This is a genomic window from Filomicrobium insigne (assembly GCF_900104305.1).
Classification (GTDB): domain Bacteria; phylum Pseudomonadota; class Alphaproteobacteria; order Rhizobiales; family Hyphomicrobiaceae; genus Filomicrobium; species Filomicrobium insigne.
In genome coordinates this window covers 675492-692936 of sequence record NZ_FNJC01000002.1, presented here as the reverse complement: position 1 = coordinate 692936, position 17445 = coordinate 675492, and the positions used below count along the sequence as shown (strand labels likewise).

At 58.6% G+C, this 17445-nt stretch carries 12 protein-coding genes; 8 read left to right on the top strand and 4 right to left on the bottom strand.

Annotated features, from left to right (window positions below):
- Positions 1 to 298 precede the first annotated feature (298 nt).
- The 6 genes from BLS30_RS09120 to BLS30_RS09100 all read left to right on the top strand — a co-directional run bounded on the left by BLS30_RS09120 (position 299) and on the right by BLS30_RS09100 (position 5190).
- Complete coding sequence (locus BLS30_RS09120; RefSeq protein WP_090228201.1) at positions 299 to 1615, top strand: site-specific integrase; 1317 nt, start codon at positions 299 to 301, stop codon at positions 1613 to 1615.
- Entirely contained in the window at positions 1605 to 2345 is a 741-nt protein-coding gene (locus BLS30_RS09115) for a hypothetical protein (RefSeq protein ID WP_090228198.1), read from the top strand. Before BLS30_RS09120 ends, BLS30_RS09115 begins: the two co-directional genes overlap by 11 nt.
- An 82-nt stretch (positions 2346 to 2427) precedes the next feature.
- Complete coding sequence (locus BLS30_RS18005) at positions 2428 to 2652, top strand: hypothetical protein (RefSeq protein ID WP_139165318.1); 225 nt, start codon at positions 2428 to 2430, stop codon at positions 2650 to 2652.
- Between the two features lie 113 nt (positions 2653 to 2765).
- Positions 2766 to 3611, top strand: a complete 846-nt coding sequence (locus BLS30_RS09110; protein ID WP_139165317.1) for a hypothetical protein — start codon at positions 2766 to 2768, stop codon at positions 3609 to 3611.
- Between the two features lie 375 nt (positions 3612 to 3986).
- Positions 3987 to 4232 (top strand): helix-turn-helix transcriptional regulator, encoded by a 246-nt coding sequence (locus BLS30_RS09105; protein WP_244512401.1) that lies wholly within the window; start codon positions 3987 to 3989, stop codon positions 4230 to 4232.
- Between the two features lie 166 nt (positions 4233 to 4398).
- Positions 4399 to 5190: an SAM-dependent DNA methyltransferase gene (locus BLS30_RS09100; RefSeq protein WP_342027536.1), complete on the top strand. Its 792-nt coding sequence runs from the start codon at positions 4399 to 4401 to the stop codon at positions 5188 to 5190.
- Between the two features lie 262 nt (positions 5191 to 5452).
- Here BLS30_RS09100 and BLS30_RS18000 read toward each other — a convergent pair whose 3' ends face one another.
- Entirely contained in the window at positions 5453 to 5662 is a 210-nt protein-coding gene (locus BLS30_RS18000; protein ID WP_139165316.1) for a hypothetical protein, read from the bottom strand.
- Positions 5663 to 5698: 36 nt separating this feature from the next.
- Between BLS30_RS18000 and BLS30_RS17995 the strand changes: the two genes are divergently transcribed.
- Positions 5699 to 5950 (top strand): hypothetical protein, encoded by a 252-nt coding sequence (locus BLS30_RS17995; RefSeq protein ID WP_139165315.1) that lies wholly within the window; start codon positions 5699 to 5701, stop codon positions 5948 to 5950.
- Between the two features lie 124 nt (positions 5951 to 6074).
- A complete protein-coding gene (locus tag BLS30_RS09085; RefSeq protein WP_090228187.1) occupies positions 6075 to 8660 on the top strand; it encodes a UvrD-helicase domain-containing protein in 2586 nt (861 codons plus the stop codon).
- Between the two features lie 163 nt (positions 8661 to 8823).
- Here the strand turns inward: BLS30_RS09085 and brxL are convergent, their stop codons facing one another.
- The 3 genes from brxL to pglX are packed head-to-tail and all read right to left on the bottom strand — an operon-like array spanning position 8824 to position 17435.
- Complete coding sequence (brxL, locus tag BLS30_RS09080; protein WP_090228185.1) at positions 8824 to 10857, bottom strand: protease Lon-related BREX system protein BrxL; 2034 nt, start codon at positions 10855 to 10857, stop codon at positions 8824 to 8826.
- Positions 10858 to 10860: 3 nt separating this feature from the next.
- The gene (locus tag BLS30_RS09075; protein ID WP_090228182.1) at positions 10861 to 13446 is read right to left on the bottom strand and encodes a PglZ domain-containing protein; all 2586 of its coding nucleotides are present in this window, start codon (positions 13444 to 13446) and stop codon (positions 10861 to 10863) included.
- Entirely contained in the window at positions 13443 to 17435 is a 3993-nt protein-coding gene (pglX, locus tag BLS30_RS09070; protein ID WP_090228180.1) for a BREX-1 system adenine-specific DNA-methyltransferase PglX, read from the bottom strand. Before pglX ends, BLS30_RS09075 begins: the two co-directional genes overlap by 4 nt.
- Between the last annotated feature and the right edge of the window lie 10 nt (positions 17436 to 17445).

Here is a 17445-nt window from a genome sequence, read left to right as displayed (position 1 = left end):
GCGGGGAAAACAGGGGAGGTCCGCGCAGTTGAATACCATGGGATTACCATGGCGTCAGATCTTCGGAAATTGTTTTTGAGCTAAGTCATTGAAAATTTTGGTTGCGGGGGCAGGATTTGAACCTACGACCTTCAGGTTATGAGCCTTATTTTTGATCTATCCCGATGTTTCCAAGAGTTTCCGTATCTATCACTATCAGATTGAATATATGCGATTTTAAGTCTAGTTTGGCTTCCATTCATTCCACGTTATATCCGATGCGGTGGCGCACGGGTGGCGCACGAATAGGGGGAGCCTCATGCCAACGACGAAGCTCACGCGGCGTGGTCTCGCCGGCCTTACGCCGGCCGATAAACGGGTTGTGTATTATGATGAAGATCTTGCGGGCTTCGCCATGCGCGTCGAGTCAACGGGGCGCATGACGTACTTCGTCGAATATCGTCCCGGTGCCGGCGGTCGCGGCGTCGCCAAGAAGAGACTCACGCTTGGTACGACCGCCGAGCTAAAGCCGGAGGAAGCGAGGGAACGGGCAAAGACGTTTCTGGCGCAAGTGCGGCTGGGCAGCGATCCGGCAATGGCTAAGGCCAAGGCGAAGAGAGTTCCGACTTTCGCCAAGTACGCTGCCGAACACCTCGATGCCATGGATGAAATTGCTCAGAAGCATCCCGAGCAGGCGACGCTGCGGCCGGGGAGCATCCGAAACTATCGCTCCCTATTGAAGAGGCACGTTGGGCCGGCCATTGGCTCTTGCCAGCTTGACGCAATATCGCGCGACGAAATCAAGCGACTGCACACGCGGATCGGTAAGACCAGTCCGACTACGGCTAACCGATGCCTGGAATTTATCGGCTCAATATACAAGGCGGCTGACCACGCAGGTCACGTCGAGGAGGGCACCAATCCGGCGAGGAGTATCAAGGCGTACAAGGAGCGGAAGCGTGAACGCTACCTCACTCCGCTGGAGCTTGCTCGGTTGGGCGAGGCTATTCGGATAGCCGAGACAACGGGGATTCCCTACGATCCGCCGTCGAGGCCCGGCAAAAAGGCCAAGCACGTTCCGAAGAACGTGCCCCCGACGATTATTGACCAGTACACGGCCGCCGCTTTGCGGCTGCTGATTTTCAGCGGCGCGCGGCTCCGCGAAATCCTTCATGCTAAATGGGCGGATGTCGACATGAGCCGGGGTCTGCTTACGGTGTTCAGCAAGACTGGCAGACGTCATATCGTACTGCCCGCGCCCGCCCTCGAAATCCTTGTCGGCTTGCCGCGGACAAACAGCCCTTATGTAATCCGCTCATCAGTACCGGATCAGCCGAGGGCTGACTTGAATCGGCCCTGGCGCGGCATCCGTCGGATGGCGGGCCTGCCTGACCTTCGTATCCATGACTTGCGCCATAGCTTCGCATCCGTGGCTGTCAGCGGGGGTGCAAGCCTTCCCATGATCGGCGCGCTGCTCGGGCACGCCAGCCCAACCACCACGCAACGATATGCTCATTTGGCGGCTGATCCTGTCCGCGCTGCCGCCGAAGCGGCGGCTGGGGCGATCGCCGGCGCTATGAGCGGTACGAAAGGGAAGATCACGCTGATCCGCAAGGGGGCAGAGGATGCCGCCTAAGGAGCGTGTAGCTAAGCAATCACGTGCCGAGCGGTTCTTCGCCAAGGAAGAGGGTCGGCGCGTCCCAGTCGCATCAGGGCTCTACAACCTTCGCCCCACAGCCGAGACTAAAGCGGTAGGGCGACTTCTGAGCCCAGGAGATTCCTGTGCTGTTGATGAGCCGTTGGCGGAAGCAATCGCGAAGGGTTTCCTGACGGCTGAGATAGCCTCGCTGCGGGAGCAGTTATGCATTCGGGCATTATTGGCGAGGGCAGATGCCGCTGCCGCCTACGCTAGCGTGCTAGCCATTCCGGTGCGCACTGATCGGCAGCGAAAGGCTAATCGGCTTGCGAAGGCATTGCGAGAGTTCTTGGAGGTCGTCGCAGATGAAGTCGATTTTGCAGAGTACATAGCCGACAAAACGGACGAGCTGCCTGACATCGACAACGAGAGGAAAATATTGCTGCTCGGAGGAGAGCTGACCCCGCTCTTGGATGCATATGCCTCCGAACCGCTTCCGGAAGCGGGCGATGCCACAAACCCTGAAGTGGGGGAGTTCTTTCTCGCGCTTGAAGAATGGTGGCGTGAATCTGCAAAAAATACAGATCGGCGTGGTTCAAAAGCGGTGAGAAATCGGATAGCCGCTGCGCTTTGGATGGAGTTTGGTCGCGATATTCCGGATGGATATTCCGGAGAGGAGTGGGCGAAGCGGCAGTTTCAGAATTGGGGTAATTCGCCCGAGAGTCGTTAGGGTCAGATCGCCCTATAGAACTTGGCGCTTTCACGCATATCTCAGTACGTCTTTGAACGTACGGAGAGTTGAAGTGGAAGTTGTGCGAAGAACAAAGTTGCGCATTCTCGACCCGCAGCACATCCGGAACCTCGACATTCTCGATGCTGCGGAAGCAGCGGCTTACCTGAGAACGTCCCGTACCACGCTAGCGAATTATGGGTGCTACTGGGGCGGTCCCTCCTTTGAGGGGGGCGGAACGCTTCTTAGCGGATTACGCACGGAGTTGGTCAGGGTGCTCTTGTGCGCGCCGCCCGCTCCGGATTGAGTGAAGATCGCGATGCTGATCCCTCGCTTCGCGTCCAACCGCGTGATCGCGACTGTCCCGACCCCATTGACCTCATCGAAAAACCGCGCCCCGACCGGCACCGGAGTATGCCTATGCGAGCAACTGCAACCGCCTTCAAGAGTGAGTCAGTCACGGAGGTCTACCGTGAGGAAACCGAGACAGGTGTCATCACCTTCCACGAGAAGGTTGAGTCTTCGAAGCCAAAGGCCCTGCGAAACCTGGCGAAGATTGATCAAGACAAAGGTGTCGGCCCTGAAAAGCGGGTGAGGATGGCCGTGAGGGGCCGTGCCTTTCGTCTGCTCGGATCACTAACGAAGGTCTACGCGACACGCAGGCCGGCCCTGTTTCGCTCACGCCACCGGCTCGCCCTCCTGACCATCGCCGGCAACTTGCTCGCGCTCGTGGCGGAGCACGACAATCGCAGCGTCGGTCTAGCCTGTCTTCAGGAGTGGGCAGACAAATACATTGATGGCGCGACGCGTGCAGAAGTGGCGCTAGCATTTGAGGCTGTGATGATGAATGAGGGATATCGAACCATTCAGTCCCCCTCAGCTGTCGGCTTCGATCTTGAACTTGATAAGCTCCATTGGCTTCGCGCCGGTCGACCATGGGGCATCCACCCGGCCGACATGACAAAAGGCGAGGTTCTGAAACTACAGCGAGCCATGAAGAAGGCTCGCGACAAGCAGCGCGCTGCCGCGAAGCGAGCGGCAAGCGGATCAACGCCACGATCAACGTCCGTTTCCGGAATCGCACGCAAGCTCGGCATCAGCCGGCCGACGCTCTACAAGAGGATGCGAAGCGAAGGCTTCGATAATGCGGCTGAATTTTACAGTTTCGTCTCTCCTATTAAGAGTACTGATTACAAAGGCGACGAAAGTGTAAACTCCTGTGTCCGGCCTGCGGCTTCCGCCGCGGCGGTCACCGATCGCCAGTAGTCGATCATCTCCTCAGCGAATTGTTTCGCAGCGGCCCCGCCGGAAGTCGGGTATGCGCCGAACGGAATAGCCGATGCCGCGAACTATGAGGTGCGGGAGTTCTTTCTCGCGCTTGAAGGGTGGTGGCGTGAAACTGCGACGAATACAGGTCGGCGTGGTGCGAAAGCGGTCAGGAACCGGATAGCTGCCGCGCTATGGAAGGAGTTTGGTCGCGATATTCAGATGGTTACTCCGAGGAGGAGTGGGACAAGCGGCAGTTCCAGCATTGGGGCAATTTGCCAACGAAACCGTAGGGCCAGATCGTCCTATAAAATTCGATAGCTTCACGCAATTCTCTGTACGTCTTTGAACGTAAGGAGATTTGAAGTGGAAGTTGTGCGAAGAACAAAGTTGCGCATTCTCGACCCGCAGCACATCCGGAATCTCGACATTCTCGATGCTGCCGAAGCGGCGGCTTACCTCAGAACGTCCCGTAGCACGTTAGCGAAGTACCGGTGCTATGGTGGCGGCCCCATCTTCATCCGCCAGTCCGCGCGCAAGGTGCTCTACCGCCGATCCGATTTGGATGTGTGGCTTGCAGGACGAACTCGCACGTCGACGCTAGAAGTGCGATCGGCGTGATGACTAGCTAAATAAGTCGCCCACATTCGGAAACTCAATTCCGGTTCCCGACATGTTCTGGTGCGGCTCTAAGCCAGCGTCGATGCCGGCTAACGGTTAGACCTGAGCCGATGCAATGACACGCAAAACGGCGCGGCTTTGACCATGTTTCCAAAGGAACTCCGAAATGCGACTCTTTATGGATCAAGTGACAGGAAATGGTTCGCCGGAAGAGTCCGGCTCATGCATGGCGTCAGGCCTGCCATTCGGCGCCCGCTCAGTGATGGCTTCCCGTGCGGAGCCGCCGAATGGTCTGGACTATTTTCCTACTCCTCCATGGGCGACGCGAGCCTTGATTGAGCATGTACTCGCTAAATCGTCTCATCCCGCGACCTCGCCAGACGTGATTGGTTTTCGTCAGCTTAGCATTTGGGAGCCAGCATGCGGCGAGGGTCACATGATCGAGGTCCTTCGCGAATATTTTGGGAAGGTCCACGCGAGCGACATCCACGACTACGGTCGAGGATACGAAGTAGGCTCGTTTGTAGGGGAAGGACCGAACGTGGCGTTCTGCTCTTTCAATCCCGATTGGATCATAACGAATCCACCCTACAATTTAGCTCTGCAGTTCGCAATTCGCGCCTTGAGTGAAGCGAAGTCCGGCGTTGCGTTACTAGTACGCACGACTTGGTTGGAAGGAGCTCGGCGCTATTATGAATTGTTCGAGAAAATTCCACCCGATGAGGTGGCGCTATTCTCGGAGAGAGTGCCGATGATCAAGGGGCGCTGGGATCCGAAGGCCTCAACGGCCACAGCGTATGCTTGGGTGATCTGGCGAAAGCCGTCAACTGGTGAAACTCGCCTTCAGTGGATTCCGCCAGGGCAGAGAAAGAAGCTGGCGCGCCCAGGGGATGTCGACAGGTTTGCCGCTAAGTTGGTTTCAACTAGCCCGATGCTCTCGGAGACCGAGCTGGGATAACGCCAATTTGGACCACAAGCACGGGATACTATAGCGCTTGGTCTCGCCCGTTCCGCGCGTGACATGTCGAAGGGGGGATCCTTTAGGTTCTTCCTAGCGATGCTGCTGCTACGGCGCGCCGTACCGCAGAAAATAAGCGTATTCCGGCAGACGAAAAATCGAGTTTGGTTTGGATCGCCCGACATGAGCAGGGGTATAGGGATTCTGGCCGTTGCGACCTGCTGCAGCCGGCGCCGGAAGTTTGTAGCGAACCACGCTTCAATCAACTCTGAGCTTCGATCATGGTCTCGAAACCCGTGTCGAGATCGTGCCCCACTTCTTGGCGAGCGCTCTCTACCAAACAATGAACGCCAAGCGTGATTGTGTTGGCAAGGTTCACATGAGTAACGCCAGCCGCACCAGGTTGCCCTCCACGGCGTCGAGTGAGATGCGCCGAGCGGTCAAAGATAGTCCGTCGTGCGTCAATGCTCATGGCCCACGGCATCATCTGAACAAGGAGATCTCCCCAATGAACCGGATTGTTTTGCAGTGGCTCGCTGATGGCACGTTCCGCGTGCATACGGACGAGCCGATTGATCTTTTCAGCGTGGACGAGTGCTGCCCTCGCGACCGGGTATTTAAACACGCGGAAGGGTTCGTGATCTGCGGCTCAGTAGATGCAATCCTTGGCGGTAACCGTATCGGCTTTACCGGTGACCAGAGCGGCGCTGACGCTAAGGTTCACTTGTTTGTAGGGGCCAAGCTTCCAAAGCGGCATTAGGAGAAAATCCGGATGTGACTTTTCTATCGGCGTCAAATTGCGCCTGATCGCAGGATAGCTCCGTTGAACGTCTCTGCTTACAGTATGGCCAAGTGATCCCGGCTCTTGGCGCGGACGTTTCCACATGAGCGCTGTTTCCCACCAGATCCACAGAGGTCCGCTGACAAGCGCCCTACTGAGCATCATCGGATGGCGATTTGGAAGCGTGAAGTTGACCAGCAACGGTATCGATTTGCTCGGCAGCACATCGCGCTCGCTTGCCTTTCCCGAGATGGCGGGGCCGGTTTACGCGAGCCGGCGTCTTGGGTTCGGCGCCCTCTCCATCCCGTTGCGCGACGGCTCGGAATTAAAAGCTGTCGGATTCCGCCCAGCTGATATCGCGCGGTTCGTCGAGAGCTCAAGGGAGGCATGGCACCGCTTCGTTCGAGCTGCATTCGATGAGGCTGACGACGAACTTCGGCTCCTTTCTCAGATGATGGAGCGCCTCGAGCAACCACGCCGATACCCGGCCGCCTGCCTGCTGGATCCTTTTGTCGAACGCGCCCAATCTCTCCTATCGCGTCTCCCTGAGGCGCCGCCTGGCAATGTGATCTCTGTCGAACAAAGGCGCATGTTCGAGGCTGTCGTTTGTTTTGCGCAAGCTCCCGACCAGATGCGCGACAAAGCGATTTCGAGGTTCGTCGCCACCGAGCTAGCCGCGATGAGGGATTTGTTCGACACTATTGAGACGCATCCGCTGACGCTGGAACAGCGGCGCGCAGCCGTCGTCGATGAGGATTCGACGTTAGTCCTCGCGGGGGCCGGCTCCGGCAAGACTAGTGTCATTGTGGCCAAGGCCGCTTACCTGATTCAGCGCGCAATCCGTCAGCCCGGCGAGATCCTTCTCCTGGCGTTTGGCAGGGATGCCGCCGAGGAAATGGCGAGTCGGATCGAGCAGCGATGCGGCACCTCCGTCGATGCGAGAACCTTCCATGCATTAGGCTATGAGATTATCCGCAGTGTAGAGGGACAGGGCCCTGCCTTGGCAGCGCATGCGAGTGACGATCGGCAGTACTATGCCTTACTGCGCGATATCCTGCTGAATGACATCGCCATCAAGGACGGCTCGCGCGAGCTCCTGCTGCGTTGGTTCACGGAGTTTTACCGGCCTTACAGGAGCGAATGGGATTTCGAAAGCGAGGACGAATACAATCGTTATGTCCGGGCCAACGAGCTGCGAACGCTCAATGGCGAGGCGGTCCGAAGCTATGAAGAACTGAAGATCGCCAACTGGCTGTATATCAACGGCATCGCCTACGAGTATGAGCCGATCTACGAGCACGATCTTCCGGAGAACGACCGGCGCGCCTATACGCCGGATTTTCGGCTGACGGACAGCGGCATCTACATCGAGCATTTCGGCGTTCGTAAAGAGCGAGACGCGAATGGCGACGTTCGCCTGACGACCGCCCCCTATGTTGACCGTGACAGCTATCTTGAGGACATGGAATGGAAACGTAAAATCCACAAAGCCCGTGGCACCACCCTCATCGAAACGTTCAGCTACGAAAATGTCGAGGGACACCTGCTTAGTGAGCTCAAGAGAAAGCTAGAGCCATTTGCGAGGTGTCAGCCGCTCCCGCCTGAGATCATTTACAGCAAGCTCTCGCGCATGGGACAGGTCGATGCCTTCACGCAGACGCTCGGCACCTTCCTGCGGCACTTCAAAAGCAGTGACTTCACGTTCGAGAATTGCCGTCGACGTGCTGCGAAAAATTCCGATGCCCCACGTGAGCTGGCTTTCCTGAAAATTTTCGAGCCCGTCATGGGGGCCTACGAGGACCGACTCGACGGCAAGATCGATTTCGAAGATATGATCCGCCGCGCCACCGATCACGTGCGGGAGGGCCGCTATAGCAGCCCGTATCGCCATCTCCTGATTGACGAGTTTCAGGATATTTCCGATGGGCGGGCGCAGCTCATTCTTGCTCTTAAGGCCCAGCATGCCGATACCCGCATCTTCGCGGTCGGTGACGATTGGCAATCGATCTACCGCTTTGCGGGCTCGGACATACACCTCATGCGAAACTTCGGACAAAAGTTCGGAGGGACATTTGCCGGCGCGGACGGGGTGCACGAAACGGTGGACCTCGGTCGAACGTTCCGCAGTGTCGACAAGATCGCCCATGCGGCGCAACGTTTCGTGCTGCGAAACCCTTCTCAGATCGAGAAACAGGTTGTGGCTGTCGCCGCATCGGACAATCCCGCCATTAGGGTCGTTTGGCACAAGCGAGAGCAAGAACGTGAAGCCTTGCAGGCGGTGCTTACGAATCTCGCTAACGCCGACGGTGGAAGCGTACTCGTCTTGGGGCGCTACCGATCAGTTCGGCCAGATGATTTATCCAAATTGCGGTCAGGCCATCCGCAGCTCGCCATCGACTTCAAGACGGTCCATGGATCCAAGGGATTGGAAGCCGATCACGTCATCATCCTGCGCGCCACCTCCGGTCGCATGGGCTTCCCTTCAGAAATCATCGACGATTCCCTGCTCAGCATCGTCTTGCCGGCATCGGAGCCTTTCGAGCACGCCGAGGAGCGCCGGCTCTTCTATGTTGCGTTGACCCGTGCACGAAAGTCCGTTGCGATACTGGCAGATAAGAACAATCCTTCAGCATTTGCCAGAGAGCTCGCCCAAGATGCGCGATACGGAGTGGTCGAGGTGTTTATTTGAAGGGTAAGAAATCCCATAACGGACCTCGGCTACACAGAATTCGGCGCCCCAGATATCGTTACGGGCATGTCCGATCCTGACGCATTGCGTCCGCATCAGCAATGCCACACTGGCCGCTCTCAGTCCGAGCCAACGGAAAACCCCTCTGACGGCCTTCAGCGAATCAGTTCATCCCCAACGCTTTTAGCGCGGCAGTCTTGGCATCGCCAAAGAAAATGGGATCGACGTGCTCCATCACATCGCCCGTGACCTCGAGGAAGCTGCGCTTGTTCTCGAGCGGAATGAGCGCGCGCTTGGCGCCGTTATCCATGGCGATTTGCAGCGGTTCGACCAACGACCTTACGCCCTTGATGTTGCCCTGCACGCTGAGGTCGCCGAGGATCAGCAGTGCGGCGGCGGGAGCAGCTTTCTTCAGAGCGGAGAATGCGGCAACGAAGAACGCGAGGCCGATTTCTCCCTCGACGCGGTTGTTGAGCAGGTCGATCACCTCGACGTGGAGATCGGAGCTGTCGAGCTCCCGACCGATCGTAAGCTCGGCCTTGCGAGCGAGCATGTAGCTGAAGGCCCGATTAATGGATTCCTTTGTGGCGCCGCTGATCCCGCCGGCCGTTCTCAACTTGGCGGCGCCTGTGCTGATCGAGACCTCGACCCTGAAAAGCCCGACGGTACCGTCGGCCGCGACGCTTGCCGCGTAGACGCTGCCCGGGGGCAGCGGATCGGACGAGATCATGTTGCGGCCGCCTTGTTCCGGGACGCCGACGAAGCGCTCCTCTCCTGTCTCGGAATCCGTATAGCTGAACGAGGTGTGGTAGTACTCGAAAGAGCCCATCTTTTTCAGCTGCTCTTTCACTCGGCGCCGGCCTTCCAATGCAAATTCGAGGATCTCGGCTACCTCGTCGCGAGTGGCTTTGCCGTCGGGATAGAGGATCTTCATGAGCCCGGAGACCGTACGCTTGACGGCCTTTCGATCCCGGGACACGAGATGCGATCCCATGGTAAAGTAGCGGTCGGGGACCTCTGTGAAATTGTGCCGGCGCAGCTCGCGCAGTGCTTCTGCCAGATAGTCGACGACGAAGCCGTAGTGATCCGTGAAAAGCTCGTTTCTCATCTTCGGGATTTCCCAGCCCGGAAGATAGAAATGGAGGCGATCGATAAAGGCCATGTCATCGCGAATGACTTCAGGCATCGGCTCAAAGAGGTGGCCGGACTGAACCATCGCGTCGATCGGCTGGTTCGTGTTGCCGAACATGGCGACGCTCGCTTCGCCGGACGCTGCCTCCTGACCACGCTGATAGGATCCCGACTCGCAGTAGGTCTTCATGGTGGTGACGACCTCTTTCGGCATCTTCTCGAGATCGGCGACTTCGTCGAAGCCGACGACATCCCAAATCTGCACGAGGCCTTTGGAGCGTCCTCCCATATGCCCGAATAGGTTGGCGACGGTCGTCGGTCCCGTCATGAGGGCTGCATAGGGGGAGACCTCCTGAACGACATAACTCTTACCAGTGCCTCGCGGCCCAAGCTCCACGAGGTTATAGTTGCGCTCGCACAGCGGTATTAGGCGCGTTAGGAACAACAGTTTGAGACGGCGGGACATCTCGGAGGGCTCGTAGCCCATGCTCCGGAGGATCAGATCCATCCACTCGTCGACGGTGAATTCCGCACGAAGGCGTTGATACTCTTCGAGATTGAAGGTGGCGACCTGGATAGGCACCAATTTGTCAATCCAGAAGGGATTCTTGCCCTTGCCTTCCTCATCGTACTCGAAGCGCATGTCGATTTGCGCCCAGATCCCGCCGGTCAGGAGCCGCTCGTAGTCCCTGACGTACTGGTTTGGGATATGCACGTTGCGGCTGCCGAAGTTGTTCACTTCGGCCCAGTAGTCGGAATCGACAAGGCGGACCTTGACCTTGTCGATGAACGTCCATCGGCCCTTTTCCTTGACCTTGCTTTGCGCCTTCATAGACTCATCCGGTCGGATGTAATTCTCGCTCAACGTCGCGTTGACGACCTGGAGACCCATCTGAATGGCCATCTCATCCGACGAGGCACAATATTTTCCGAGCAGATATTCGAGCACGAACACTGGCACATTTGCGCCGACCTTCACCCGTCGAACGAGGTCCTTACGCACCACCTTGCCGGCGAAGACGCGGTTCACTTTGTCGTCGAGGGCGTCCCGTACTGGCGTCGACATCGTCTAGACTCCGAGCCGGACTGGCAGATCCTGGGGTGAAAGGAAGAGTAACGCGTCGGTATCGGCGTCCAGCACTTGGATCCGAACGGCCTCAACGGTGTCGTCGGTCAAAATGAACCCTGCAGTCGCTGGAACCCCAGGCTCTAGTAAAAGACAGCCATCCTCTAATGGAGCTCCCACGGCCACGCCAGCTGCCGCAACCTGCCGCTCTCCTGAAACAACAATGGGCCGAACGCGACGAGGCTGTTCGAAGAGGTTTTTGGCGGCGCCGCCAAGCTCGATCCTTACTGAGAAGATACGATTAGTGACCGCGTCGAAATCGTGGCCGACGGTAACTGCATTCTTCTCCGATCGGCCTTCTGGCTTGGTCTTGAGGAGCGCCTTGATGACCGGGATCACCATCTCCTGGAGAGAAGCGCCGCCGTGATGGTAGGCAAGATCGCCCCCGGATTTGAACACTGAGATGCTTGCCGGGAGCACCACGTCAAGGTCCGTATTATAACCCAACCTAGAGCCTGGGATACGGACACTGCCAGGTGGCGTCGCACCACCTCTTCCGGTCCAGCACCGGCGGTGAAGGTCAGCGGTATCGCCGCCCGGCGCGTCGATACGCATGGAAGCAACGCGATCCGACGCGAAGAAGAGGTGGCCGTGATCTGCGGTAATGACGACATTCTCGATGCCCGCCGCGGCAATGCGCTGGAGGCATCTTGCAATGTCCTCGATGACCCGCTCCATGATGCGGCGCGCAGAGACGGTACCCGTGTTCTCGCCCGCTGCATCGATCTCGGTTGATCGGATCAGGATGACCTTGGCCGTGCCTAAGCGCTTCTTCAATGACTTGGTGTTACCTGAAAGCGTGTCGTCGAGCGTGAGGTCAAGAAATTCCGGAACTTGAGCCTTCAGATACTTCAAGCGTGCAGAGAGGTCTGGACAGAACGCACCACCGACAACTGCACCAAATCTGCCGTTCTGAGTCCCTATTGCGAAGTCCGACGAGGCGCCGGGCAGGAGCGCGCCCATTCCTATAGGAGTGATAGACGGGAGCGCAGCAATCGCCGGTCTCAACTGGATCTCGCCGAGATTCGCAATACGCCCCGCAAGCTCTGCGCCCATCTCGTAACGCAAGGCGTCCACGACCATGAGTACGACCGGTTTCGGGAGTGGCTGCACCAGCTCAGACCAGACGCGGGTCTGATGCAAGACGCTCGGGATGGTACAGCCGCCCTTTTCAAACGCACTGAGGAACCCCTCCGACATGCGGCGCACAGCATCATCATAGATCGCGCGCACGCGGCCGATGGCCCTTTCCGGAATCTCATCCTCAAGTTCGGGAAGGATCGCCTCGAGCCGCCTCTGGACACGATCAAGTTGGTGCCAACCATCCTGTGAATCTACGTACCGCTCGACCCATGCTGCGGCGTTACCGTTGGCTTTCTTCATCCGCCCATCCGCCTGCTCGGCGGCGATGCCGAGATCCAGCATCAAGCGGCAGGCCTGCCAGACCGTCAGCCGAGTCACGTCACGATCTATCCAGAAGCTCTCGGACCGCGCATCAACGAGGCCCTTCGCTTCCTTAAAATTGCCTGCAGCAATTAGATTGAAGCACGCCAAGGCGACGGACTGTTCCTCAAAACGGAGGGTGTCGACACAGCCGAGCAAGCTGCCGAGATCCTGATCCGCCTTGAGGTTGAGATCCTGCTCGACCTGATCGGCGAGCGACACGTAGGCCGTAGCGTACCGTTCACGCAACCGACGGCAAATTTCGGTGATGGAGCGGGATTGCTCTGCCATAGACGGGGCGGCAATCCCGCTTAGGGCCTGCTGGGCCGCTGCTGTCAGTTTGGCTTTGGGCGAAAGGTCGGAGCGGAATTCGTTTGCCAACACATGCCGGGCGACGTTCGCTCGCAGGCGTGCCATATCGGCATCCTGCGGGAGGCTCGTGCCCAAACGCGCGTCCGCTAGACCGCGCAGCTCCGCTTCGGCGCCTTTCGCGACGATCTCGGCATCGTGGACGCTGTTGGCCAGCCATTCGGTCAGGATCGACAGGCTATCGGTCACGCCGAAAATGCCCTTGAGCAGCGACGGCCCCTCAGCAGCTCCATCGTCTTGGCTCATGCGCGCGAAATCCGAGTAGCGCAGGGCATCGGACTTCAGCATCTCGTCGATGGCGACGTCGGTGAATCGCTTGCGCAGGACGTTGCGGGCAAGCTGCTTCAGGGCTGGAACCCGGTACAGGTCGCCACCTTTTTCGAGTTCCATGAGCAGAGAACCTTGCTCGTCGCGCTCTCGGCCGGGAACGTAGATCAACGTGTCCTCGGGCACCTCACCGCCAGTGACGGGCTCCACGAGGAAGCGCACTTTGAGGAACGAGCCGTCGTATACGCACAGGTGCGGCGTACGATAACCGACGCGCACGGCCACGAGCGCATCCGTGGCGGGCTCTGTTGTCAGCTCGGCGAAGAACGGCCGCAGCTCTTCGTTCTTGTCGTAGATGACGACCACATGACGCTCTTTCAGCCGATCGGCGATCAGGCGGGCGATATAGACGTGAAGCGGATGAGGATCGGCGGTCTCGGCTGTCGTCATGTTCGTCGTCTCCCCCGCCGCGTGCGTCGGGCGCTGCTCGTCGGCTCCGGCGCCTCCATCAGGCTCTTGAGTGCCGCCTTCACAGCGGACGACGTGCGCTCGTTCACGAGCGCATCAATCGGCCGCGTCGGCTCTTCGCGTGGCTTCCACTTTGCGTTCTCGTCCTGATACCAGAACACGTCCTCGAGGTTGTGGGCGATGGCGAGGCTGCGGTCCTCTGCACACTTAGGGACGGCGCGCTCGGGCCAGAGAAGCATGGCAAGGTGCGCCCAGTCGTACTTGCCGGCGCAGAGTGCGTCCCACGTCGATTTCAGCTCCTTCTGCCAGGGCTTGTGTTGCGGCACGAGGCGCCAGAGCGGCGCGAAGTTGATGATCACGCCGTCGTCGAGGTTTGGATTCCAGAGCGGCGCGACGCGCTTCACCTCGTCGAGGAAGGCCCGCAGCTCCTCCACGAAGGCTTCCTGGGCCTCAATGGCCTTGCGCTGCGCGGTGACGGGATCGGGCCCGGCCTCGGCGCGTAGCGTCTCGAGCTGGCGCTCCTCATGCGCGAGCTTGGGCGCCACGTAGTCGTTTTGGACGCGGAACAGCGTGTCCTTGGTGAACGCATGGATGTAGAGCCAGACCGAGTAACTGGCCGAAGGCGTAGCGAGTTGCCAATAGATTGGCGCTTTGCGCCCGCCTTCGGAGTATGCGTTGCAGTGGAATGTGAAGAATCCCTTCGGTCCACTGTCTTGAATTGCCCGTCTTATCTCTAGCACATCGGCTTTCCAGCCACCCGTCAGGGCAGTGTCTAGCATTTTCTCGATTGCCTCAACCACATCGGCATTCCCACCTGGGTCATCGACCAAAATGTCAGGTTCTGGACGCGCGCCATCTGCCACAGACCACTTTTTGAAATCGGGCGCCTCGAAGCACTCTCCTGCTACTCCTGATTTTTCTAGAATCTCCCGACACCTTCCAAACGCCACACCAAGTGCAACCGAAATGCTAGACATCGTCGTCCAGTGCACGGTAGGCGCGTCAAGACGAGGCGCTACATCTCCGAATGATGACGCGCCAACATTGTCGACTATCTCCTTTATTGTGCTCGGCTCGACGCCATAGACAGAGTCGATGGCGCGATCGCATTTCTCAAGAGCACGCAACGTGTTATTGACGGCTAGTTTGTGTATGTTGCACAACGCTTCATGCAGTTCTTTTATCGATGAACTAGCCGGAAGCCCTCTAAAGCGCGGATCTGTGTCCCGGTAGCTATAATGCCGTTCGAGCGCATTGCAGGCCCCGCGTACTGCAGACAGGACAGATTGGTGCACCTCGTTGTCTGGCTCCCGCCATGGCAGCCGCTTCAAAATTCCTGTCAAATAGTTTTGCTTATTTGCTTGCAGCTCGATCAAGAAGCGGACAAATCTGGAATTGAGCCACCCCAGAAGATAGTAAAGGTGACGCTTCTCTGCCTCTTCCGTATAGAGTACCGCGGGGCCCATAGTGGCGAAAATGTGTCCGTTAGGCAGTGCCTTAGCTGTAAATCCCGTCGACCTTCTAGAATACGTAGCTCCCGAACGCCCCCAGTAAGTGGATGCCTGACGCACTTGGGCAGTTGAGCCGTTGATCTGGAGATTCAACGCGCGCAGTTCAGAGCCGTCTGACCTCCAGTTGATTGTTAGCATGGAGGGCTGATAGTAAACGCCATAGCCACCGCCCTTTGCGTAGGGTGTCCATGCCTTCCCCCAACCGATCGTGTTGGGAGCCACTTCCCACCACAGTCGCAAAAAGCGGAAATCGTCGAATGACTTCATTCCCTCGCGAGCGGTTCCTTTGGATGGCTCAAGCGGCACGCATTCTCTCAGGATGGCGTTTACAGACGCTGGAAGTGAATAAAGTATCATCGCTCCAGGTAATGCTCGCGTCGCATCCCTGTCGACGTACGTCCATTTGTCGCCTGCTCCGGAATTCTCCAGCTGGCTTGGAGCTAGCCTGCAGGCAATGAAGCGATCTCGTATCGGAAGCACTGTTTGCAGGACATAAGCAGCAGCTTCAACTGCGGCTCCATCCATCACACCGAGGCCAAGGTCCGCCAGGACTTCCAACGTTGGAATAATATCAATAGTCCGAAAATCTTCGTGACGAGGATTGACCAGAAATGACCTCGATGTGATCGCACCGATTCGGCCCGTGGGAACAAGTTCAATGCCGCGTCGACAAAAGGCCGCATAGATATCGGTGTGTGCACCCTCATATCGTTTCGATAAATAGTCTTGGCCGGCATCAGTCGCCAATCCAAATGGCGGGTTCATTAGGAGAACATCGAAGCGCTGCGACATAAGATCAGCGAGCGCAAACCCCTGCGCAGCATCCTCTGCAAACAGCCTCCGCCGCGCATTGCCTGTGCCGCTCGCTGCAGCCGCGTAGTCCGCCAAAGCCTGGAACACGAGCTTCTCGGCCTTCGTCCAGAAGTCCTCCTGCTCGCCCGGCACGACGCGAACGAGCTTCTCGTTGGTGATGCCGCCAAGGCCATAGTCCGCGACGCGGAACAGCGGCAGCGTGTCCTCCCACTCGGCGCGACCTTTCTCGATCGCGCGAGCCAGATCGCGCTCGATCTTGAGAAGCGTGCCCATATCGCCGGCGAGCTTCATGCCATCCCATACCGTCTCGACCAGCTCGGCGAGGCTGTCTGCCATCGCCTTGGTCGCGCGCACCCGCTTGTCGGCCGGCACGTCAAGCACGCGGCGGATGAGCCCTTCGAGCTTGTCCTCCTTCAGCTCGGCCAGGAACTCCTTAAGCAGATCCTTCTCGCCCGGCATCGGCTCGGCAATTACGATGTTGGCGCGTTTGATGATCGGCCGTTCGGCTCGGCCGATGCCGAACTCCTTGAACGCCCGCTGCGTCCGCATCCACAGCGCCAGCTGACCGATTTGAGCACATCGCGGATCGATGTCGACGCCATGCAGATTGTGGCGAAGGATCAACCCCGGCAGGGCCGCCCTGAGCCCGGCGATCTCGGGATAGTCCTCACGAAGTGTCTTGCCAGTCACCTCGCTCGCCGGTGAGGATTCGTCCGCCCATCCCTCCTCGTACATGACGAGCAGCAGATCGAAGCAGTAGAGCAGGAAGTGACCGGAGCCGCAGGCCGGGTCGAGCACGCGCATGTCACGCGGGTCTTTCTTGGCGCGCGCCTCCCAGGTCTCCTCCGGCCGACGCATCATGTAGTCGCATACGTCTTTGAGGCGGGTATCGCCGCCACGCATCTCGTACCAAATGCGCCCGAGCGTGTTGTCGGAGAGAAATTGCACGACATAGCGCGGAGTGAAGAACTGGTTGCGGACGGCGAGCTCCCGGCTATTGCGCGGCGCCTGGCTCTCCTCGCGCATCTTGCGGCGCTCGTCATGCCCGTTGAAGAACTGGTAGACCCAGCCAATGGTCTCATCCTCGCCCCACACGCCGGCAAGCTCCGGCGCGTTGAGGATCTCCAATATCTGCTCGAATGTGCCCCGCTTCGGCCAGAGCACGGCGGAGGGATCACGCCGGTCGAAGAGAACCTTCACCTCGGTCGACAGCTCGTCGAAGATGCATTCGAGATAGAGCCGATAACCGCTGCCGTCCGGAAATCTGATGCCCGGCGCGAGGCCGCTGAACTCGTTGAAGCCCGAAGATGCGTCTCCGCGCGAGATGCACTCCTGCACGATCTCGCGGGCCTCGAGCATCTTCAGCGCGACGATGCGGTTCAGCGTCGTGAAGGCGGCATCGCGCAGATAGTCGAGCATGGCTTGGTCGGCCTTCATGCCACCGGCGCGCTTGTGTTCGATGGCCGCGACAATGCGGTCGCGTAGCCGTTGCTCCTTGGCTGACAGGTGCGGGCCGGCCTGGGGTGCGATCGATCCGTCGACGTGGATGTCGTAGACGCCCTCGAGCTGCTCCCGGAAATCATCCTCGAGCACGCGGCGGGCCTTTTGCGTCGCCGACTGGATCGCGTTGCGCGTTTCCTTCTCCATCAGGACTTTC

Excerpts from the sequence above, each read along its gene's own strand:
- BLS30_RS09120 (WP_090228201.1), top strand. The coding sequence starts at position 299 with ATGCCAACGACGAAGCTCACGCGGCGTGGTCTCGCCGGCCTTACGCCG.
- BLS30_RS09115 (WP_090228198.1), top strand. The coding sequence starts at position 1,605 with ATGCCGCCTAAGGAGCGTGTAGCTAAGCAATCACGTGCCGAGCGGTTC.
- BLS30_RS09110 (WP_139165317.1), top strand. The coding sequence starts at position 2,766 with ATGCGAGCAACTGCAACCGCCTTCAAGAGTGAGTCAGTCACGGAGGTC.
- BLS30_RS09100 (WP_342027536.1), top strand. The coding sequence starts at position 4,399 with ATGCGACTCTTTATGGATCAAGTGACAGGAAATGGTTCGCCGGAAGAG.
- BLS30_RS18000 (WP_139165316.1), bottom strand. The coding sequence starts at position 5,662 with ATGAGCATTGACGCACGACGGACTATCTTTGACCGCTCGGCGCATCTC.
- BLS30_RS17995 (WP_139165315.1), top strand. The coding sequence starts at position 5,699 with ATGAACCGGATTGTTTTGCAGTGGCTCGCTGATGGCACGTTCCGCGTG.
- BLS30_RS09085 (WP_090228187.1), top strand. The coding sequence starts at position 6,075 with ATGAGCGCTGTTTCCCACCAGATCCACAGAGGTCCGCTGACAAGCGCC.
- brxL (WP_090228185.1), bottom strand. The coding sequence starts at position 10,857 with ATGTCGACGCCAGTACGGGACGCCCTCGACGACAAAGTGAACCGCGTC.
- BLS30_RS09075 (WP_090228182.1), bottom strand. The coding sequence starts at position 13,446 with ATGACGACAGCCGAGACCGCCGATCCTCATCCGCTTCACGTCTATATC.
- pglX (WP_090228180.1), bottom strand. The coding sequence starts at position 17,435 with ATGGAGAAGGAAACGCGCAACGCGATCCAGTCGGCGACGCAAAAGGCC.